This is a genomic window from Pseudoalteromonas sp. AS84, from assembly GCF_038900255.1.
Classification (GTDB): domain Bacteria; phylum Pseudomonadota; class Gammaproteobacteria; order Enterobacterales; family Alteromonadaceae; genus Pseudoalteromonas.
In genome coordinates, this window is record NZ_JBBMQY010000003.1 from 228,355 (window position 1) to 249,989 (window position 21,635).

The following is a 21,635-nucleotide window of genomic DNA, read 5'->3' on the forward strand; positions in this document are numbered from 1 at the left end:
AAAAAACGCCAAAATTTATATTGGCGTTTTTAGTATCAAACTACTTTTATTGTTACTGCGTGATCATACCTAAAGCAGTGTCACCAATGCCCACTAACTTATCATTTTTAAATACAAGTGGCGTACATTCATCTTTCGTTGTTTTAGAATCTGAATGCTTGCTATGAGTTACATAAAAAAGTACTTGGTATATATCGTCATCTTTTTTTAATAGCTCTGTGAAATTAGGCGTTTTTAATTGCGTTAAAACAGATTGATAGCTGCTATCCATTTTTAGCTCGGATATAGCTTCACGATTATTTTTATGTTGTGCTTGCCAGCTTGATGAGTTTTTCCCTGCCCAATGAGTCTCAGCTTCACCATCAGATACGGCAATAACACAGCCAGTTAAAAATGGTGCAATAAGGGCTGCTGCTAATAGAGATTTTTTCATTGTGATATTCCTTAAATGAGTTTTTAATATTTTGATCATATAAGGCAAGTAGTAGGCCAAGTTTAAAATCTTTTTAATTCAGTTGGTTAGGTTTTAAGGACTATGTTTTACTAATCATTTGCAAAAATAATTAGTAAAAACAGCCACATTTTAGTTTTTTTAACTATTTTCCCGCAGTGCAGTTACACCAAGCGGTTGCGTGATTCGCCTTTATTAAATGCCGCAATGTTTAAACTTACCTCATTAATTAAACGCACGATAGATTCAGTACTTGCCCATGCAATATGTGGAGTAAGTAATAAGTTATTGCCTTTGTAATTAGCAAGTGGGTTTGAAAGCTCAGCAGGCTCTTTAGTTAGTACATCAACCCCGGCTCCAGCAATTAGGTTTTGCTCAAGTGCTGTAGCTAAGTCGGCTTCGTTAATAATGCCACCACGAGCAGTGTTAATAATAATGCTACTTGGCTTCATCATTTTAAGCTCATTAAGTGCAATTAAATCACGTGTTTCATCGGTAAGTGGGCAGTGAACACTGATTATATCGGCTGTTTTAATAACGTCCTCAAAAGGCGTACGACCATCGCGGCATGCAGCCCCTTTGCGCTCTGCAACAATAATATTTGCGCCAAATGCCTCAGCCACTTTAGCAACGCCTTTACCTAGCGTACCACCGCCTATAATGGCAAATGTTTTGCCTTGTAAGTCGTTAAAGCTGTAATCGAGTATGCAAAACATTTCACTTTTTTGCCAAGCGCCTTGCTGGCAATCCGCCTGATAGCGATGTGTGTTACCCAGTAAGTTAGTAATTAAAGAGAATGTATGTTGAACAACAGAAGGGGTTGAATAGCCAGCTACATTAGTGACGGCAATACCAAATTCTTTAGCGGCTTCTAAATCAACATTATTAGTACCGGTTGCACTTACGCAAATCAGTTTAAGCTGTGTTAGCTGACTAATCGTATCGCGATTTAAAACCGCTTTATTAGTGATCAATACATCAGCGCCTTGGCAATGTTCAATAACTTGCTCTGGGCTAGTAAGTTCATAAGTCGTTAATTTACCAAGTTGTTCAATACAAGTAAGAGACGTTTTAGCTAACGTAGCGTTATCAAGAATGGTGATGTTCATGCTTTTCCTAAAAATAAATGAAACCCTTGACCTTAGTCTTAACTCTAGGGTTTATAGTCTGTTTAAAATAAATCGGAGAGAGAAATATGAGAATAGGTGAACTATCACACCAACTAGGTATCTCTAACGATACTTTAAGGTACTACGAAAAGCAGGGATTGTTAACGCCTAACAGGCGAAATTCTGCTGGATATAGACTATATGATAATAACGATTTAAAAGTGATGCATTTTATCATTAGAGCTAAAAATATAGGTTTTAGCTTGGCAGAGATAAAAGATCTCTTACTTATTAAATTTGAAAAATCATCACATTCCTGCTCTGAAGTTAAAAAAATTACACTTGAAAAAAGAGATTTGGTCGCGCAGCGTATAAAAGAACTCCAACAATTTCATCAATCATTAACCACATTGGCAGATAAGTGTTGTGGCTCGCAGCATATAGCAGAAAATTGTTCAATTTTAAGTGTTTTGGAGGATATAGATGACGTTACTTAATAATTTTTGGCAGTTATTTTTATTATCAGCACCTTGGCTAATGTTAGGGCTTTTGATTGCAGGTTTATTGAATGTATATTTACCTGAAAACTTATTGAGTAAACATTTAGGTAAAGAAGGATTTTGGACTACCGTTAAAGCCGCATTAATAGGCGCTCCTTTGCCCTTATGCTCTTGTGGAGTTATCCCTGCAGCTATTGGTTTGAGGCGAGCGGGTGCTTCTAAAAGTGCGACCACTGCATTTTTAGTTTCGACACCTGAAACGGGGGTTGATTCTGTATCGGTGTCTTATATTTTACTCGGTCCATTTATGGCGGTTATTCGCCCGATAGCAGCTATTTGTAGTGCTATTGTGGCAGGGGTATTAGTTGGGCGCGAAAGTAAAAATGATAAAAAAGGGTCTTTTAATAATAGTCGTAAAAATGAGAGCGATAGCTGTAGTGCGAGTGATGTAAAAACGGCGCCTTCCTTATGTTGTGATACGCAATCAAAAGTGCCTCAACAATCAACTCATAGTACAAATAATGAAAACGAAAAACCTCTGAGCGATTCATGTTGTTCCAGTAATATTGAAAAAGAAGATCCCCTCGGATGCTCAGTAAACTCAATTAAACACACTGGGCAATGGCTTAAATTAAAAGCTGCAATCAGTTTCAGTTGTAATAAGCTTTTAGAAGATACGATGAAGTGGTTATTGATTGGCTTGTTTTTTGCCGCATTAGTACAAACTTATGTTCCTGAGAGTTTTTTATCCCAGTGGGGAAGTGGCGTTTTGGCTATGCTCGTTGTGATATTAGTCAGTATCCCTATGTATATTTGCGCGACAGCTTCAACGCCTATTGCAGCAGGCTTATTAATGAGCGGGCTTTCGCCAGGCTCTATTTTAGTTTTTATGTTGGCGGGGCCTGCAACAAATATTGCGACACTTGGTGTTGTAGCCAATGAGCTTGGAAAGCGTGCCCTTGCAGCTTATTTAATTGGTGTAATAGGCGTAGCAGTGGTATTTGGCTTTTTAACCGATTTTTTAGTTGAAAAATATGGCTTTGTGGTCAGCCCTCTTATAGGAGAAGAATATGATATCCTGCCTAACTGGCTTACTTTATTATGTAGCATCGTTTTAATTGCACTTATGCTGCGTTTAATGGTCAATTGGTATATGAAGAAAATAAAACACTAACTAATACCAACTTTATTAAAAACATGATCATTCTATCGCATTAAATAACTCACTAACTGTGTTGAAAATTATTTATATAGAACAACTATATGTCACAATTTTCGCCTTGTTAGTGTGTTATTTTCTTCGCGATATAATAATCACTTATTTAATGCAATTGGTATAAATTGAGCTATTTCTTATTTGATATTGGCTGAGTTATAATCAGTTAGAGAATAATAATCCCAAAATACGGCGCTTTCGTGTGCCGTTTTTTAACATTATAGATGTAGTAATGAGTGAATTAGAAGATAAGTACGCTGATATAAGACCTTATAACGATGATGAAGTTACGGCTTCGCTTTCGCGTTTAATGAACGATAATGCGTTTATTGATGTGATCGCAAAATATAATCTACCACGCTTTTTATCGTCTGTGCCATTTATAGCTCGTCCATTGGTTAGAAGCCAATTGCGCAAAAAATGGGGTAAAGTAAGCACCGTCGAAGACGTGCAAAACGAAGTTGCGCAATACTTAGATAAATTAGTAAAGCGCACCACGTCAAAAGTAACCTTTTCTGGGTTAGATCAGTTAGATGCTAACCAGGCCTATTTATTTATTTCAAACCACAGAGACATAGTGCTTGATCCTGCATTAGTAAACTGGGGTTTATATCAACATAAAATGAAAACAGTGCGTATTGCTATTGGCGATAATTTATTGCAAATACCTTACATTACTGAGCTTATGCGTCTAAATAAAAGCTTTATCGTTAAGCGCTCTGCTAAAGCACCAAAAGAGATGTTAAAAGCACTGACTCAATTATCGTCATACATTTACGATTCTGTAGTGGGTGGAAATTCTATTTGGATTGCGCAAAAAGAAGGGCGTGCAAAAGACGGTTTTGATCAAACTGATCCTGCGCTTCTAAAAATGTTGCAATTAAACGGGCGTAAACAAAAGAAAGAGTTTGGCGATTATATTAAAGAGTTAAAAATAGTGCCGGTTTCTATTTCTTATCAATATGAGCCGTGTGCAATTGCTAAAGCCAAAGAGCTTTACCATAAACAACACCATGGTGAGTACGTTAAATCGGCTGGTGAAGATATTGCGAGCATTGTTGAAGGCTTTAGTACTGCGAAAGGGCATGTGCATTTAGCATTTGGGCAACCAATTGAATCTAAATGTGATAGTGCTGAAGAGCTTGCTAAAACGATTGATAGGCAAATTGTTGATTCGTTTTATTTACACCCAGGCAATTACATTGCTGGTGGCTGTAAAGAGGCGGTAATAGACTCTCCTGATACAGCGACATTTGAACAACGTTTAGCCTGTGTGCCTGAAGAGTTAAAACCATTAGTGCTAGCTATGTATGCTAAGCCGTTTCATCGTAAAGCAGAGATAAACACAAATAGCTGCGAGCATTAATGCTCATAGCTTAATAAAAGTAAGCAGCAATTTAATTGCTGCTTTTTTTTTGCTCAAAAATGACGCTATACTAAGTACCTCTAATTAAACGGTGCGAATGCTATGCAACAAATTGAAATATTTGATATTCCAAGCCCTTGCAAAAGTATTTGCTTAGTTAATAACAGAGGGTATTGTAAGGGGTGTTATCGTAGTCGCGATGAACGCTTTTCGTGGAATAGCTTAACTAACGACCAAAAAAAGAAGGTGCTTAGTTTGTGCCAGCAGCGCTACAAACGCTATCTTCAAAAAAAGCAGCAAAATGCAGTGCCAAGTACACAGGCAGAGCAACAAGGGTTCGATTTTTAAAAGCTTAATCCATATTTGGCTCTTAGTGCGTACACAGTGCCATTGTTAGTTAAGTTAATTAATGACATTTTAAGTTTTTCTACTAGGTTTTTATTACGCTTATTTAAATAATGATAAAGCGGATACGTATTCAACACTTCTTTTTCAAAGCAACCTTGCGGTGTAGGGAGATCGTTGTTTTGCATTATAAAGTTAATCATTAAAGCCCCTTGTACTTTTTGCTGAGCTAGTAAATTAAGCTGGGCATTCATACTTTTAACTTTAATAATATTTCCTGCAAATTGAGTGTTTGCTAAATAATGTTCTTGGACAGGGTAGCCATCAACAATTGCGACGCTATCTAGTTGCTCTAAACTGCTAGGTAAACAGTTTTTATATAACACTAAGTCAAACTTAAATAGCTCATAATCGACCCTAATTAAGTTTTCGTAATTTTTTTCAACGCTTACATCTCTTCCTAACTGTCCATCAAGTACGCCATTATTTGCAGCTAGCAAAGCATTTTGGTGGCTAAAATCGATGATATATATTTTAAAACCTATATCTGCGTATGCTAACTTTAATAGCTCTAAGGCATAATCAGCTTGTGGTGTACTTTGCGGACGATTAAAAGTGAGGTTGTATTGATGACTAAAACAAGAGGCACTAAAAGATAAATTTACCAATAATAACAAGATACTAAAATGTCTATTCATTATCAGTTCCAATTACTACAGAAATAAATAAAATAAGACGCGTATAATAACAAGGAGATTACCTCTTGCCCAGTTTCGGGGTTAATCAAATAATTTTAAAAGCGAATGAGGAAGTATTGTGAGTTTTAATTTATGCCTATTGCCACGTGAAGAAAAATACCAAATTCAGTTAGATTATGAAGCGTCTTTTTGGGCGTATCAAATTAAGCGAAACAAAAAAACGCGAGAGCAAGTTTATAATACAATTCATAGCCGCCCAATGGCAGAGCAAATGGTGTTAAAGCAAAAGTTTGAGCAATATTTAGCCTTGATGCTTAGCTAAGTGTTGATATAAATATGCATATAGTTGAATTATTGGATGAGATAAAAATTCCACTCGTTAATAAATTTTATAAAAAACATAATGTAAGAGGACGGGCTAATAAACAAGATAAAGTATGGGTTACTTACTATAATAATGAAATAGTTGCAGCATGTAGGTTACAAGATAAAACAGATTTTTTATTTTTATCTACCGTGTTTGTTGCGCTGGAGCATCGCGGTAAAGGTGTTGCTAAGCAGCTATTATCAACACTCTTAAAGTCGCAAGATAAGAAGATTAATACCTTCGCATATAAAAACGTAGTTGATTTATATTGTGCTATTGGTTTTAACCAGGTGTTAACATATACTCTTGCTTTACAAGTACTTTTTGATACTTACAAACATCGAAATATAGTCGCTCTAGAGTACCCATAATAATAAATAATAATATGGAATAAGCATGAGTAAATGCGTTAACGGGATCATTAGTTGCTTTGTAGTTTTAATCGCTATCCTAAGTTGCCAAGTAGGCGCACAAGTAAAACGTTTATCTCCAAGCGAAGGCTTATCGCAAAGCTACGTTAATACAATGCTCATCGACACTAATGGTTACCTTTGGCTTTCTACTGAGGCTGGGCTTAATCGTTATGATGGCTATCAAGTTATTCCAATAAACGGCCCTAATGGTGAATTAGAAGAAGCGATCATTGATCGTATTTACCAAGATACCCAAGGGCACATTTGGATAGCTTCTTTACTTGCAGGCCTATTTAGATACGACCCCGTAACAGATTCATATCAGCAGTTTTTAGAAAAACCCACCAGTGAAGAAGAAATTATCAATCAATCTGTTTTTAGTATGGTGGCCGTTGATAAAAAAACACTTTGGATTGGGCGAGGCCGCGATTTTGCAAAGCTTGATATTGCGACCGGAGAAATTACAACTATCTTTGAGCTACCCGCTAAATATAAAAATACCCTTGTAAGAAAGCTGTTTGCCTACAATGGTTATATATTTATTGGTACAAGCCATGGTGCATATGTATTTGATATTGCAACAGAGCAGGTTAGGCCACTACAACACTTAAAAGGTGAAGCTGAGCATATTTATCAAAATAATGTTAAGTCGTTCGCATTAGGTGAAAATAAACAGTTGTTAGTAGGGGCGGTAAAAGGCTTATACGAAGTTGATATTAGTAACTTATCAAAAATGTTTGAACGTCCAGATTTACCGTTTAAAAGTAAGGTATTACTAACTGATTTAAATGTGTGGAGCATAGTAAACGAACACGGAAAAATAGATTTAGCTACTGATAAAGGCTTGTTTAAATTTGATTTAAGCACTGGGGAAATGATTAAAAACACCCGAATAGCCCAAAGTAAGTACACACTTGCTGATACCAGTATTATTGATATGGCTAAAGATAAATCGGGTGGTACTTGGGTTGCGACTAAAACCGATGGGGCATTTTATTTATCTCATGACAGTTATCATTTTAATAATATCGATGGCACTTTACTCGGGGGCGATGGTTTATCACATCACTCTATTTGGGGTATTACTGAATATAAAGATAAACTCTGGCTTGCAACGCATAATGGTATTACCGAAGTCGATTTAAAAACAAATATTGGCAAAGTTTATTTAAAAGACTACAAAGTCGACTTACTCACCACTGAGTTTACCGTATACGAAATAACACCTTATAAAGACAATTTATGGCTTTATACAAACCGTGGTTTGTTTATTTTTGATCCTGTAACGCATCAAGTTAGCGAACCTAAAGTGCATGACCCTGCTAATCAAGAGCTAATTACCGGTAGGGTGCATGGCGTTACATTAATGCCAAATGGCGACTTATACTTTGTGCACTCAGATCATGGGGTATTTATATACAATATAGACTCTCAAGTAATAACGCGTTTGGGTGGCCAATTTGATCAATTTGAACCCTTTTTAGCTCATGGCTTTTTACCTGCGCTGAGCAATAAACCAGACTCACCATTGTTTTTTAATGCCGGTATTTTATACCAAGTAAACCCAAGTGATTTAGCACTTAAAATGATTTACAAAGTGCCAAAACAGCATGAAAACGTAGCTATCAGTGTGCTTTCTTACTTAATTGATAACAACAATATATTGTGGATATCACTTTCTAATTTTGGCTTGATAGGCCTCGACGCATCTACCTACCAATTAGTCCATACAATCGATTTAGAGAAAAATAAATTAGGCACACTGCTCTACGATATGGTGCTAGATGATGATGGTATGATTTGGATGAGCAGCCATAAAGGTATTTGGCGATTAAACCCAGAAACACTTCATTTTCAGCAATTTTCTACATCAGAGGGGCTACTTTCAGCTGAGTTTAATAGTAACGCCATGGCACAGCTCAAAGATGGCCATATTGCGTATGGTAGCTTAAAAGGATTTACTTATTTTCATCCAATGGAAAACCAAAATTACCAGTCGCTTATTGATCACGTAAATATTACGCGAGTTGATTTAATGTCTCGAGATTTATCGCTTGATTTAAAACAGCCGCTCAACGAGGTTGTGTTAAATCATGATGATATAGGGCTTGAAGTGGCATTTTCGGCCATGGCATTCAGTAATCAAGAACGCATCATTTATGAGTATCAACTCGATAACGGGCAAAAAAGTTATACTCGAAATAACAACCGTGTACTGTTTCCAAAATTAAATCCAGGTAATTATCAATTAAAAGTTTGGGCTAAAGATCCGCTGACTGGCGAATATACTTCGCCCGCTATTTTAAAAATAAAAGTAAAGTATCCGCTTTGGCGTGCACCTTATTTTATGGTGCTTTATGGCATGTTGTTTATTGGCTTTATTGCTATGTGGGTTATGCGCCGTAATAAAATCCAGCGTATTTTATTAGCAGCAAATAAAGAAAGTAAAGAAAGCGAAGCGCGTTTAAAGCTAGCTCTTGAAGGCAGCGAGTCGGGTGTTTGGGATTGGGAATCAAGTAATCCAAGTATTTATCAACCTCGCTTAGCGAGTGAATTAGGCTACGAAAATGAAACCGTGAGCCTAGATGAATATTTATCTAAAATTCATCCGCAAGACAAACAACTATTTCGCTTAGAGTGGCTTGAATTTTTATCTACCGATAAAGGTTATTTTAATTGCACCTACCGCCTGCGCCATGCAAAAGGCTATTGGCGCTGGTATAAGGATTTTGGGAAAGTCGTTGAGTGGGATGATAAAACGCCACAAAAAGTAGCGGGTACCTACACAAATATGACCCGTGAGATGGTGTTTGAAGAACATGCATTATTATTTACCGCAGCGTTTGAACAAACACGTGATTGGGTGTTTATTCTCGATAAAAATTTAAATATTAGGGCCTCCAATAAATCCCTGCAGACCGCCTTTAGCTTCTCTGCTGAGTCGTTATCTAGTCGAGCATTAAATTTAGGTATATCGCGCAGCAATCGTTTTGATTATTTACGCATAATGCAAAAGCTATCTGTTGGGGAGCACTTTTCGTGTGAGGACAGTGTGGTTTTAGCAAATGGTGAGCCACGCCATGTACTTGTGAAAATAAGTGCAGTAGCCGATAACGAACAGCGTCTTAATAGCTATGTCATTATTTTAACCGATATAAACGCACAAAAATCAGCTGAAAACGAGCTGCACTTATTAGCCAATTACGATGCTTTAACTGGGCTGCCAAATCGTACGTTATTTAACGACCGCGTTGAACACGCCCTTGAGCAAGCAAAATTTCACGAATGTAAAGTTGCTTTATTACATATAAATATTAAGCGTTTTAAATACTTTAATGATTCTTTAGGGCATGCAGTTGCTGATGAGCTTATTAAAGAGGTAGCTGAGCGTTTAAAATGCTCCTTGCGTCCATCGGATAGTGTTGCTCGATTTGGTGGCGATGAATTTGTTGTACTGGTAGAAGACATTCATCAAATAGAACAAGTACTCATTATATGTACTAAGTTGATGGATTGTGTGAATCAAAATATTACGATTAATGGTCAAGTCGTAAACGTTAATTTAAGTATTGGCGTGTCTATATCACCAGATGATGCGCAGCAAGGATCAGCGCTTTTAAAAGCTGCGAGCATAGCGTTATATCATGCAAAAGACTCTTTAGAGGGACGTTATCAGTTTTATAAGCAAGAGATGAATCAGCATGTTCAAAGAGCGCTGCATCTTGAATCTCAGCTTACAAGAGCGTATCAAGAAGAAGAGTTCTGTAATTACTACCAGCCTATCATTAACGCTGAAAGTCAAAAAACAGAAGGTTTTGAAGTACTGCTGCGTTGGCCTGAAAATAAGCTTGTGCAAACTCAAGAGTTTTCGGTGGCAGCAGAAGGTATAGGCCTAATTACAAAAATTATGCTGCAGACTTTTGCGCGCGCTTTACTAGCGCTAAAAGAGTGGCGAAAAGCCTCACCTAGCCTATATTTATCTATTAATTTATCGGCACTTGATTTTGAGTTTAAAGACCTTGTTCCCGAAATAAAAAAAGCGTTAAGTAACGCAGGGGTATCATCTGAGGCAATTGTTTTTGAAATAACTGAATCAATATTAATGCGTGATTCCAAAGAAGCGTTACATAGTATGGAACAACTTAAAAAGTTGGGCTGTAGATTGTATATGGATGATTTTGGTACGGGTTACGCATCGCTTACTTATTTAAAGCGTTTTCCTATTGATGTATTAAAAATAGATAGAAGCTTTGTGCAAGACATAGGTATAGATTCTGACGATGAAGCTATTATTCAATCAATACTCGCGCTTGCTGATAGTTTAGGTAAAGAATGTGTAGCTGAAGGCGTAGAAAGCTCGCACCAACTCGCCTTTTTAAAGGCGCGAGGGTGCATGCATTTCCAAGGGTACTTATTTAGTAAACCAGTACCAAATAACGAAGTACTACCGCTTATTAATCGCAATTGGAGTGATATATTTAATTGATAATGGCAGTACTCATTTAAGGCCTTTTACCGCAGTGCCTACAAAATAAATGGCTATTATGCTCATTTAACTGCGTTTTAATGGCCTTATTAGCTTCTAGTTTACTCAAGCCGAGTTTATAGCGTAGTTCTTCTAGGTGTCCTTGTTGAGTATCATTAAGAGTGCCGTCTTGAATTTGTTCATGTACAGCATCTTCAAAAAATTGGCGGCGTTTACGTATTTGTTCTGAAAAACTAGACGCGAGTAAACCGGTAGGTATCGCAACCATTCCCATGCTTAGTAGTGTAATAACGCCGCCGAAAAATTTACCCAATGGCGTTATAGGTACTACATCGCCATAACCAACAGTCGTTAGTGTTGCCATTGCCCACCACATAGCCGCAGGAATCGAGCCAAATTTATCGGGTTGTATGTCGTGCTCAATTAAGTAAATTCCGCATGAAGCTAAAATAAGCACGACGGCCATAATAAAAAAGGCAGCCATTAATGAACTACCTTCATCGTTAAAGGCTTTTAAAAGTAGCTGCATGGCACGTGAGTAGCGAGTGAGTTTAAATACCCTTAATAGTCGAAGCACACGTAAAAAGCGTAAATCGAGAGGAAATAAAAACATCATTAAACTTGGCAAAATCGCAATTAAATCAACAATTGCCAAAGGGGAGAAAAAATAGCTAAGCCGACGTTTGGTATGAGATCCTTCCATTGCTGCATATTGTGTTTTATCTACGCAAGCCCAAAGTCTGGCTAAGTACTCAATAGCAAAAATAGCGACCGAGACAATTTCTAAAACTAAGAATTCGTTGTAATACTGCTCTGCCACACTTGGGATTGATTCAATAACAATGGCTACAACGTTAATCATTATTAAGCTAATGAGCGCGATATCAAGAATATGTCCTGCTCGATGGTATTGACCTGTGCCTTCAAACAGGCAGGCCATTTTTTGTCTTAAAGTATGTGGTTCATTCATTATTTAAGTTTAAGTACCATATTAATACTGCCTTCTTCAAAGTCGCGACTAATTTTAAAACCTAACTTTCGGGCTAGCTCAATCATCCCCGTATTCTCTGGTAAGGTTATGCCTTCAATCGACTCCACACCTTGGCGTTTACAGTGGTTGATTGCAGCACTCATTAGTATGCGACCAAGCCCTAAACCTTGGCAGTCTGAGCGTACTACAATGGCAAACTCAGCATGCAGGTTATCGGGATCCATAATGACGCGAGACACACCTAGTGTGCGGGTTTTACCTTCAAAGCGTTGGCAAACAATAAAGGCCATTTCACGGTCGTAATCAATTTGCGTCATTTTAGCGAGTTGGTCGTGGTTAAATTGTGGTAGTTCGCCAAAAAAGCGTTTATATCTGTCTTCTTTATTAAGTGACTCGTCAAATGCTTTATGAGCTTGTTCATCTTCTGGCTTTATAGGCCTGAGCGTAGCTTGGGTGTTATTTTTAAGTGTTACTACTTCAACAAGCTCAATAGGGTAGGGACGAATAGATAAGCGCTTACGATTGCTCTGAGTTTGATAGCGGTTAAGGGTCATAGTGGCATCGAGTACTAAAAACTGCCCGTTGCTGGCAAGGATAGGATTTAGTTCCATAGAGCTTATGTCAGGTTGGTCAATAATTAACTGAGAAATACGTGTTAGCAGTGCACATAAACGATACTTATCAACCTTTTCGGGTAATATGCGCTCCTTTAGTACGCCTTTATCGTGCGCTGCGGCAATTAAATACTTTGCTAAGTTCATATTCAGTGGAGGTAGCGCAACGGCGGCTTGTGCATATTCAAGGCCGGTTCCTGCTTCACCTAATAATATAACAGGGCCAAAATTTGGCTCTGTTTTAATCGCAATTCGCAGCTCATTTGCGCCTGCTCGCGGCGCCATTTTTTGTAATGAGAACCCTTCAATAATCGCATCCGGATACGTGTTTTTAATACGTATAAGCATTGCAAAAGCGGTTTGTTCAACCTCGTTGGCGTCGTTTAAATTAAGCACCACACCACCTACTTCAGACTTTGAGGCAATACTTGGGCTAATGAGCTTTAACGCGACTGGAAAACCCAGCTCTATGGCTTGCTCTCTCGCTTCTGTTGGTGTGTAGGCAACCTCAGTTTGAATGCATTTAATACCGTAATGATTTAATACTTGGCTTGCCTGATGGGTAGGTAAGTAGCTTTGTCCTTCATCTAAAAATTCATTAATAAGTGCTTTAGCAGGCACTTTATTTATTTTTGCGTCATCAGTATTCGACTCAGGTGTTTGCGTTAAATGCTTTTGGTTACGACGATACGTTACCAAGTGCATAAATGCGCCAACAGCGCCTTCGGGCGTACGGTAAGTAGGTATAGCATTATTAGAGCATACTTTTCTTGCAGCATAAGATGCATCCTCCCCCATAAAGTTAGTTATAACGTAAGGGCGCGCCATTTTGGGTAATGTTTGCAAGGTTTCTACAATAACGTTGGCGTAGTCTTCGCTGAGTGCAAGTGCTGATGGGGTATGAATTATGAGTAAATTTTTAACTTCTTTAGCGTGTAATAAAATCTCCAGTGCTTGTTTGTACCGAGCAGGAGCTGAGTCGCCAAAAATATCCACAGGGTTTGAGGTGGTTTCTGATTGTGGAATTACTTTATTTAGCGCATTTCGAGTTTCAATGCTTAGCTCTGCTAACTTTCCTGAATTTTGAATAAGCTCATCAACGGCCATAACTCCCGGCCCGCCACCATTAGTTAAGATAGTCAGCTGCTCTACTTTTAATAATTTTGGATGCATGGCAAGTGTTTGTGTCGCTGCAAATAGCTCCCGTAAATCATTTACGCGCAGCATACCTGCACGTTGAAATAACGCATCGTAAACAGCATCAGAGCTTTGCTTTCCGCCGGTGTGAATTTCGGCTGCAAGTGCGCCTGCACTTGTTTTACCTGTTTTAATCGCAATTACAGGCTTACTAAAAGCCGCAGCTCTTGCTGCTGATATAAAACCACGAATATCCTCAATGTTATCAATGTAGAGTAAAATAGCTTTGGTTTTAGCATCGCGACCTAAAAAGTCGAGTAGTTCATTAAAGTTAATATCAAGGCAGTCACCTACCGATACAAAATATGAAAAGCCAATTTCTTTGTTTTTAGCCCAATCTAAAATGGTTGAGCATACTGCTGCTGATTGCGATACAAATGCAATTTTACCTGGGCTTGCCACAGTATGTGAAAAGCTCGCATTTAAACCAATATGAGGGATCAGCAAGCCTAAACAATTTGGCCCGAGCAAAGTAACTTGCTTGGCTTGAGCGCATGCTTTGAGCGCGCTTTTTTGCTCTCCAGAAAGCCCATCTGCAATAACAATCGCCGTTTTGCAGCCAAGTTCTCCCAGCTGCTCAATAATATCAATTAAGGTGTTTTTGTTAGTGCAAATAACAGCAAGGTCGGGTACTTTTGGTAAGTCCGCAATAGTGGGGTAAGCAAGCACGCCGTGTACTGCGCTATGGCTTGGAGTAACAGGCATTATCGGCCCTTTAAAGCCGCCTTGAAGCAAATTGCGCATAACCACAAAACCAGCACGAGTTGATATATTAGAGGCACCAATAACGGCCACTGAGCTTGGATTAAAAAACTGGGTAATGCGCTTAAGGCTCATGGTTTTTCCTAGGCTGATTAAGTTTTGCGTTATTTATAGTCTCAATGTACCCTGTTTACTGTGTTATTTCGAGCGTCTAGATGCTTATTATTGATATCAATCAAGGAGATTATTGTGAATAAAACCCCCGGTTTTTACATTGTTATAGCGGCTATTTGTTTAAGTATAGGCTTAATTAGCTTAGGGTTTATTTTAAAGAGTACAGCTTTGAGTGTAAAAGAGATGGAACGTACTGTGCAGGTTAAGGGGTTGGCCGAGCGAGAAGTAATAGCCGATACAGTAATTTGGCCTCTGCAATTTAGTGATGCCGACAATAATCTTGAAAAATTAGTCAGCCGAGTTGAGAAAAAAAATGATGCTGTAACTGCTTTTTTAAAACTGCATGGTTTTGACGACGATGAAATAACAATAGGCAGCCAGTCAGTTATTGATAAGCAAGCACGTGAATACAGTAACGAAAATCAGCAGTTTAGATACATAGTGCGCTCAAATATTATTGTTTATTCTGCTGCGCCAGATAAAGTACAAAATGCGCTGAGCAAAGTAAGCCAGCTTGCTAAACAAGATATCGCAATAGTGCAGGACAGCTACGAAACAAAAGTTGAATACATTTTTACAGGCCTCAATGATGTAAAACCTGCGATGGTGCAAGAAGCAACTGAAAAAGCGCGTGAAGTCGCTAATAAATTTGCTAAAGACTCTAATTCAAAATTAGGCAAAATAAAAACAGCTCGCCAAGGGCAATTTAGTATCAGTAATCGAGATTCAAATACACCGCAAATAAAAAATATAAGAGTGGTAACCGGTGTTGAATATTATTTAAATGACTAGGGCCTGTTGACCTTTCAGGATTAAAATTTGTTCAATCTAGGGGCGATTTAATCGCGGCGTGAGGTTTGTAACCTAGCGGGCTCGATAACTGCTCCTGCGTTATTCTAATGGCTTACATCCATGTAAGAATAAGTAAAAACCGAGCAACAAAGAGTAAATTGCCCCTAGGCAGAACCCTTCGGGCAGCGCATGTTTGGCATTTATTCCACGTTATCACCTATTTATGGGGAATAACCACACTGCATAGGCTCTGCCTTGCCTAAATACCAAACATACTGCTGCAAATTCAACCTCGAAAGATAAGCAGGCCCTAGGAAATAATATGTCAGAGTCTAAATATGGTCAGTTTGTACTGGCTCCCCGTTCGTACTTTTTTACTGCTATAGCGAGCGTAGTATTTGCGTTTATAGGCTTTAGTTATAATGCATGGCGAATGGAGGCAAGTGAAGAGAACAACAATACACGCATTGCTAGCTTTCAAATATTACAAGAACTAGCCGAGCTTGAGCTTATAGTATTTGCCGCACATTACGACAATAACAAAATAGATGGTAGCCCTAGAAAAGGCTGGGTTAAAGTTAACTTAATTCACGACTTAAGCTACTTAGCCGTTGATAAAGTACATTTAAAAACAAAAGACTTACAAAAGGTCTGGCAAACAAATTGGCCAAATATGGTTGAGCACGAAAGTGCTGCGCAATCCATTACACACGCTATAGATAGTGTGCGTATAGAAGTAGTGGGTGAATTAAAGCGCCTTGATTAGGTGCACAACTTGCGCCGTTGAGCGTTGTAAATAAGCTGCGCTCAGTAAAATTGTGGTTTCGTTAAGTTTTTGTCCTTTTAATACGTTAATAAGCTGCTGTTTTGCGTTCGGATTTTGTTTTTGCTCTATTTCCATTAATGCTAACAAAGCTGAAAATTCATGCTTTACCGGTGTGCTTGGTTTATTTGCATAGGCTATGTAGCAGGCAACTGGTGTTAAGCCATGAGAGTTGGGTTGCGCCAGGGCTTTAGCTAACTCATCATTTGATTCAAACAACATTAAAGAACGCACATAGTTAAATGGCAGCTTTGTAGCATCGGCATGCTTAAACACATTGTGCAGTACGTTATTTCCTTGTGTATCTTGTACTAAAAAGCCTTTATTTACTCTCAGCGCTGGGGTAAAAAAACTCAATGCGTCAATATTAGTGAGTTGATTAATAAATGGAGAAGGTGCTGTATTAGTACTTAATATACGGGTTGCTATGTTTTGCATAAAGTCATACTTAACACTCAACCGTTGGGCACTGTCATATAAATGGTTAAGCTGCAAAGTTTGCTGAGCAGGGCTTAACTGCTTAAAGTCGTTATCGAGCTCATTTAACTGCTGCTTTGAAATACGCGCATTAAGTAGTTGTATGCTTAAATCCATTATTATTTCCAAAAATCTTTTTTACTACTATAAAACAAAAAAGGCCGCAAATGCGACCTTTCATATTTAAAGCAATTGTTTAAATTGGTTTTAAGCCTTTTTGCTTGCTACCCATTCATTTACAAAATTTTCTAGTACATTAAGTGGCACCGGGCCATTTTTAAGTACTACGTCGTGGAACTGGCGAATATCAAATTTATCACCAAGTTGCTTTTTAGCGTCTTCACGAAGTTCTAGAATCTTAAGCATACCCACTTTATAAGCCGTTGCTTGTGAAGGCATTACGATGTGACGCTCAACCATTTTAACACCGTCAGATGTTGCATTAGGCGTGTTATTTACGTAGTAATCAATACCTTCTTGGCGAGTCCACTTCATTGCGTGAATACCCGTATCAACTACTAGACGACATGCGCGCCATAATTCCATTGAAAGACGACCAAAATCTGAGTAAGGGTCTGAGTACATGCCCATTTCTTTAGGAATGAACTCTGAGTATAAACCCCAGCCTTCAATATACGCTGTGTAGCCACCAAACTTACGGAATTTAGGAACACCTTCTAACTCTTGCGAAATAGCTATTTGCATGTGGTGTCCTGGAATACCTTCATGGTAAGCCAGTGCTTCCATTTGATACGTTGGCATTGCTTCCATATCGTAAAGGTTTGCGTAGTAAACACCTGGGCGTGAACCATCCGGAGCTGGCTGTTGGTAAAATGCTTTACCTGCCGCTTTTTCACGGAATGCTTCAACTGCTTTTACTTTTAAATCAGCTTTTGGCTTAACAATGAATAGCTCATCTAAACGCGTTTTCATTGTATCAATAAGCCCAGTGGCTTCATCAAGATAGCGTTGTTTACCTTTTGCATCATTAGGGTAGTAAAATTGCTTGTCAGTTTTCATAAACTGCATAAACGCTTTTAAGTCGCCTTTAAAGCCCACTTTGTCTTTAATTTCACGCATTTCATCATGAATACGTGTCACTTCAGATAGACCAATTGCATGAATTTCTTTAGCCGTTAAATCTGTTGTAGTTGTGCGTTTAAGTGCGTTGTTATAAAACGCTTCGCCGTCAGGTAGTTTCCATGCGCCATCGCGATCATCAGCACGTTTTTCAAGCTGCGCTAGGTAATTAATTAGCTTAGAGTAAGATGGTTTAACAGCCGATTTTAATGCATCTGATGCATCGCTGATTAACGAGTCTTTTTCGTCTTGGCTAATTTCAAGCGCTGTTACTTTACGCTTAAAGTCAGCAAGCAATGTAGAATCATCGCCTTTTTCAAACGGTGCACCGTGAATAATGTTTTTGCTTGAATCAATAACATGTGGGAACACAAATTTAGGGGCAATGATGCCTTTTTCTGCACGTACAGTTAAATCAATAATAAGCTGATCAATAACACCAGTTACACCATTTAAACGTGAAATGTAGTCTTTAGCTTCTTTTACATTACTAATTGAGTGCTGATTAATTAAAAATGCAGGGATCATAGAATGTGTACCAAACATTTGGTTCACAGGGTAGTTATGGTAACGCCATTTAAAGTCAGCAATTGAGCTTTCAAGATCTTGTTTTTTTAAGTCGTAGCTAACTTTTGTTGCATCATCTAATAAATCACGGCTAATTGCTTTTAGTGCAACGAGGTCAGCTTTTGTTTGCGCTAAATCTTTAAGCTGTCTTTCTTCGCTGCCATCGTCCCACTTATCGTAATCTTGCTTAATACCCATGTATGTTTGATATACAGGACTGCTCATTACATCGCGGTTAAATGTGTCTTCAAAAAACGCATTGGCTTTGTCTATTTCACTTTGTTGTGATTGAACTGCTGCTTGTGCAATAGGAGCTGAAGTCGCTTGTTGTGTTGTTTGCTGGCAACCAGCAAGTAGTGCAACGCTTACTGCGGCCGCAATAAAGGTAAGTTTACGCATTGTTTTCCCTTTTGTTGTTAGAAACCCATTAGGGTGTTTTATATTTATTTTTTGTGTAGCGCTGGGCGCTACACAAATAATTCTAGCAGGTCATTCAAAAAGCGATGACCTTTTAAGCTTACCTGCCAATGACTGCCTGTTTGAGTCAATAAACCTTTATTAATTGCTTGGTTTAATGCACTTTGCTGACTTTGCAGTGGCAGTGTTGTTAATTTATTAAAATCATTAATTGGGCAAGGCTCAACAAGGCGAAAGCGATTCATAAAAAATTCAAACGCTAAATCGTCTTGCTCTACATGCCAGCTTTTGTACATATACGGTTTAATTAAATCCATATAGCCGCGTGGGTGTTTAACCTTTTCGGTACGCGTAATAAGCCCTGTATTTGCATCAGTAACCTTACCATGCGCGCCGCAGCCAATACCGAGATAATCGCCAAAACGCCAATAATTCAAGTTATGTTGGCACTGATAGCCTGGTTTTGCATAGCCTGATATTTCGTATTGTATGTAACCTGCTTGAGCTAGTAACTCGACCCCTTGTTCTTGAATGTCCCACAGTGTTTCGTCTTGTGGCAAGGTTGGGGGTTTTGATGCAAACTGAGTATTAGGTTCAATAGTTAGTTGATACCAAGATATATGCGGAGGATCTAGCGCTATTATTTGCTTTAAATCACTCAGTGCATCGTCAAGTGTTTGCCCCGGTAAGCCGTGCATTAAATCAAGGTTAAAGCTGTTTAAACCGGCTTCTTTAGCTTGCTGCGCAGCATAATTAGCCTCGTCGCTGCCATGAATCCGACCAAGTGCTTTTAACTTGTCGTTTTGCATGCTTTGCACGCCAATAGAAATACGGTTAATACCTGCTTTTACGTAATCTTTAAAACGACCTGTTTCTACTGTGCCAGGGTTGGCTTCAAGGGTAATTTCGCAGTTGTCTTCAAGTCCAATTAGGCTATCGACTTCTTTTAGTAAGCGGGTGTAAGTTGTACCAGTTAATAAGCTTGGAGTGCCGCCACCAATAAAAATGCTGTGAATTTTACGCCCTTGCACTAAGTGCAAATCAGCTTTTAAATCATCAATTAAATGCTGAACATATTCAGCTTCAGGTATTTCACCTTTTTGTCCGTGGCTATTAAAATCGCAGTACGGGCATTTTTGCACGCACCAAGGCACGTGCACATATAAGCTCAGTGGTGGAAGGTTCACAGGCCGCCTTTTTGCTTTAGCTCTAGCAATAATTTTTGTAGCGCTTGTCCGCGATGACTCACTGCATTTTTTTGCTCTTTTGTAAGCTCAGCACTCGTACAATTTTTCTCTGCTACAAAAAACACCGGATCGTAACCAAAGCCACCGTTGCCATTTTGAGTTAATGTAATTTCGCCTTCCCAGCTTGCACTGCAAATAAGTGGAGTAGGGTCATCTGCGTGGCGCATTAATACCAGTACACACCAAAAACGAGCACTACGGATAGGGTTATTACCCAAATCAACGAGTAACTTATCAATGTTATCTTGATCGCTGGCACCTGGGCCTGCAAAACGGGCTGAGTAAACGCCGGGCGCGCCATTTAAGCCATCAACTTCTAAACCAGAGTCATCGGCAATAGCTGCCATGCCAGTAATTTTAGCGGCATGGCGCGCTTTAATAATGGCATTTTCAACAAAGGTAGTGCCGGTTTCGGCAACTTCACTTACATTAAAATCGCTCTGTGGAACTACATTAATATTCAGAGAGCTTAGCATGTTAGCTAGCTCTTTTACTTTGCCAGGGTTACCTGTAGCAAGTACTAAAGTTTTGGTCATGTTATTAATCTACGTAAAATTTTTGCTGAAACTGTAATTTTTGAAATTGATTACTTTGTTGTATTTCAATCTCAAAGCGTAAAATCTCTTCGTTGGTGTAATCAACTTGGGCAAGGTAATAAATTGACTCACCTTCTTTTACTTCTTTAAAAGTAAGCGTTTGCTTGTTGCCAAGTAGGTTTTTAGCTGTGCCTGTAAGCTTTGCCGTTTGGGCTGTGTTTTCGGCATCATTTTTTAAAACAGAAATATTCACAATGCCTTTGTATCCGCTTCGCTCAAGGCCATACGCTTTCGCTATTTTTGGCTGAATAAAAGTAGAAGGAAAAGCGATGTAATGCACTTGCCAAGGGCCAAGCTCTTTGTATTGTGCGCCTTGCATTTCTTCGCTTTGCGCGTTAAATGCAAATGCTAAACAAGCAATAAAACAAAACTTAATTAAACGGTTCATCATGTATTCCTCAAAACATATAAAAAAGAGGCCTTTGGGCCTCTTTTACTCAAAAATTAAGTGCTTAGACTAAAAAGTCCATAAGCAACATTTGCAAAAACTGAATACCAATAATAAGCACTAAAACTGATAAATCTAAGCCACCCATTGATGGTAATATTTTACGAATTGGTTTTAGCATTGGTTCAGTAAGCTGATGGAAAACGGCTTCTATAGGGTTATAACCTTGGCTAACCCAACTTAAAATAGCGCGAATAATAAGTACCCAAAAAACTAAGTTAAGGCCTTCTTTTAGTACCGTTATAAGTGCTTGAATAAGTACAGGCTGTATTGCCCACGCATTATATATAACAAGCATTAAAGTACTAATTTTGGCTACAGCCACTATAAATGCCAGCAACAAAGATGCTAAATCAAGTCCGCCAAACCCCGGAATAATTTTACGCAGTGGTTTTACCGCAAACGACGTGGCTTTAACCACAAACTGGCTCATTGGATTATAAAAGTCGGCTTTTGCCCACTGCAGCCAAAAGCGCAGTAATACCACCATTAAAAACAAATCAAACAGGGTACTGATCAAAAATTGCATGGCATTCATAGTGTAACCTTCAATAAAAAA

20 protein-coding genes are annotated in these 21,635 nt (G+C 38.5%); 9 read left to right on the top strand and 11 right to left on the bottom strand.

Going from position 1 to position 21,635, the window contains the following annotated elements:
- Positions 1-52: 52 nt before the first annotated feature.
- Positions 53-433, bottom strand: a complete 381-nt coding sequence (locus WNY79_RS05250; protein WP_024598908.1) for a DUF3192 domain-containing protein — start codon at positions 431-433, stop codon at positions 53-55.
- A 182-nt stretch (positions 434-615) separates the two neighbouring features.
- Positions 616-1,560: a D-2-hydroxyacid dehydrogenase gene (locus tag WNY79_RS05255; protein WP_004335462.1), complete on the bottom strand. Its 945-nt coding sequence runs from the start codon at positions 1,558-1,560 to the stop codon at positions 616-618.
- An 86-nt stretch (positions 1,561-1,646) separates the two neighbouring features.
- Here WNY79_RS05255 and zntR point away from each other — a divergent pair, with 86 nt between their 5' ends.
- From zntR to WNY79_RS05275, 4 genes are all read left to right on the top strand, one after another.
- Positions 1,647-2,057 carry a Zn(2+)-responsive transcriptional regulator gene (gene zntR, locus WNY79_RS05260; protein ID WP_004335460.1) on the top strand — a complete coding sequence of 137 codons (411 nt, stop codon included), beginning with the start codon at positions 1,647-1,649 and terminating at the stop codon, positions 2,055-2,057.
- Complete coding sequence (locus WNY79_RS05265) at positions 2,044-3,234, top strand: SO_0444 family Cu/Zn efflux transporter (RefSeq protein WP_342875330.1); 1,191 nt, start codon at positions 2,044-2,046, stop codon at positions 3,232-3,234. The genes zntR and WNY79_RS05265 overlap by 14 nt, the downstream gene beginning before the upstream one ends.
- Positions 3,235-3,508: 274 nt before the next feature.
- Positions 3,509-4,642: a 1-acyl-sn-glycerol-3-phosphate acyltransferase gene (locus tag WNY79_RS05270; protein WP_076925118.1), complete on the top strand. Its 1,134-nt coding sequence runs from the start codon at positions 3,509-3,511 to the stop codon at positions 4,640-4,642.
- A gap of 102 nt (positions 4,643-4,744) precedes the next feature.
- Positions 4,745-4,990, top strand: a complete 246-nt coding sequence (locus WNY79_RS05275; protein WP_024598905.1) for a DUF1289 domain-containing protein — start codon at positions 4,745-4,747, stop codon at positions 4,988-4,990.
- Here WNY79_RS05275 and WNY79_RS05280 read toward each other — a convergent pair.
- The gene (locus tag WNY79_RS05280) at positions 4,987-5,685 is read right to left on the bottom strand and encodes a transporter substrate-binding domain-containing protein (RefSeq protein WP_024598904.1); all 699 of its coding nucleotides are present in this window, start codon (positions 5,683-5,685) and stop codon (positions 4,987-4,989) included. The two genes, WNY79_RS05275 and WNY79_RS05280, sit on opposite strands and share 4 nt — an antisense overlap.
- Positions 5,686-5,803: 118 nt before the next feature.
- Between WNY79_RS05280 and WNY79_RS05285 the strand changes: the two genes are divergently transcribed.
- From WNY79_RS05285 to WNY79_RS05295, 3 genes are read left to right on the top strand one after another with little or no spacing between them, the layout of a single operon-like run.
- Positions 5,804-6,007, top strand: a complete 204-nt coding sequence (locus WNY79_RS05285) for a DUF3283 family protein (RefSeq protein WP_002962585.1) — start codon at positions 5,804-5,806, stop codon at positions 6,005-6,007.
- Positions 6,008-6,021: 14 nt separating this feature from the next.
- A complete protein-coding gene (locus WNY79_RS05290) occupies positions 6,022-6,423 on the top strand; it encodes a GNAT family N-acetyltransferase (RefSeq protein WP_024598903.1) in 402 nt (133 codons plus the stop codon).
- A gap of 25 nt (positions 6,424-6,448) precedes the next feature.
- Positions 6,449-10,951 carry an EAL domain-containing protein gene (locus tag WNY79_RS05295; RefSeq protein WP_342875331.1) on the top strand — a complete coding sequence of 1,501 codons (4,503 nt, stop codon included), beginning with the start codon at positions 6,449-6,451 and terminating at the stop codon, positions 10,949-10,951.
- 16 nt (positions 10,952-10,967) lie between these two features.
- On the opposite strand, the gene WNY79_RS05300 is transcribed toward WNY79_RS05295, so the two are convergent.
- Both WNY79_RS05300 and WNY79_RS05305 read right to left on the bottom strand, forming a co-directional pair.
- A complete protein-coding gene (locus WNY79_RS05300; protein ID WP_342875332.1) occupies positions 10,968-11,921 on the bottom strand; it encodes an ion transporter in 954 nt (317 codons plus the stop codon).
- Positions 11,921-14,590, bottom strand: a complete 2,670-nt coding sequence (locus tag WNY79_RS05305) for a bifunctional acetate--CoA ligase family protein/GNAT family N-acetyltransferase (protein WP_342875333.1) — start codon at positions 14,588-14,590, stop codon at positions 11,921-11,923. The genes WNY79_RS05300 and WNY79_RS05305 overlap by 1 nt, the downstream gene beginning before the upstream one ends.
- 114 nt (positions 14,591-14,704) lie before the next feature.
- Between WNY79_RS05305 and WNY79_RS05310 the strand changes: the two genes are divergently transcribed.
- Both WNY79_RS05310 and WNY79_RS05315 read left to right on the top strand, forming a co-directional pair.
- Complete coding sequence (locus WNY79_RS05310; RefSeq protein WP_342875334.1) at positions 14,705-15,421, top strand: SIMPL domain-containing protein; 717 nt, start codon at positions 14,705-14,707, stop codon at positions 15,419-15,421.
- Positions 15,422-15,743: 322 nt separating this feature from the next.
- Positions 15,744-16,187: a hypothetical protein gene (locus tag WNY79_RS05315; protein WP_166419701.1), complete on the top strand. Its 444-nt coding sequence runs from the start codon at positions 15,744-15,746 to the stop codon at positions 16,185-16,187.
- Here WNY79_RS05315 and WNY79_RS05320 read toward each other — a convergent pair.
- The 6 genes from WNY79_RS05320 to WNY79_RS05345 all read right to left on the bottom strand — a co-directional run bounded on the left by WNY79_RS05320 (position 16,170) and on the right by WNY79_RS05345 (position 21,614).
- Positions 16,170-16,838 (bottom strand): hypothetical protein, encoded by a 669-nt coding sequence (locus WNY79_RS05320; protein WP_342875335.1) that lies wholly within the window; start codon positions 16,836-16,838, stop codon positions 16,170-16,172. The genes WNY79_RS05315 and WNY79_RS05320 overlap by 18 nt on opposite strands.
- Before the next feature lie 90 nt (positions 16,839-16,928).
- Positions 16,929-18,767 carry a DUF885 domain-containing protein gene (locus WNY79_RS05325; RefSeq protein ID WP_342875336.1) on the bottom strand — a complete coding sequence of 613 codons (1,839 nt, stop codon included), beginning with the start codon at positions 18,765-18,767 and terminating at the stop codon, positions 16,929-16,931.
- Positions 18,768-18,835: 68 nt separating this feature from the next.
- Positions 18,836-19,972 (bottom strand): radical SAM family heme chaperone HemW, encoded by a 1,137-nt coding sequence (gene hemW, locus WNY79_RS05330; RefSeq protein ID WP_342875337.1) that lies wholly within the window; start codon positions 19,970-19,972, stop codon positions 18,836-18,838.
- Positions 19,969-20,568 carry an XTP/dITP diphosphatase gene (locus WNY79_RS05335; RefSeq protein WP_182196828.1) on the bottom strand — a complete coding sequence of 200 codons (600 nt, stop codon included), beginning with the start codon at positions 20,566-20,568 and terminating at the stop codon, positions 19,969-19,971. The genes hemW and WNY79_RS05335 overlap by 4 nt, the downstream gene beginning before the upstream one ends.
- Positions 20,569-20,572: 4 nt before the next feature.
- On the bottom strand, positions 20,573-21,016 hold the full coding sequence (locus tag WNY79_RS05340) for a DUF4426 domain-containing protein (RefSeq protein ID WP_024596215.1): 444 nt from the start codon (positions 21,014-21,016) through the stop codon (positions 20,573-20,575).
- Between the two features lie 64 nt (positions 21,017-21,080).
- The gene (locus WNY79_RS05345) at positions 21,081-21,614 is read right to left on the bottom strand and encodes a YggT family protein (protein ID WP_002962568.1); all 534 of its coding nucleotides are present in this window, start codon (positions 21,612-21,614) and stop codon (positions 21,081-21,083) included.
- Positions 21,615-21,635 lie beyond the last annotated feature (21 nt).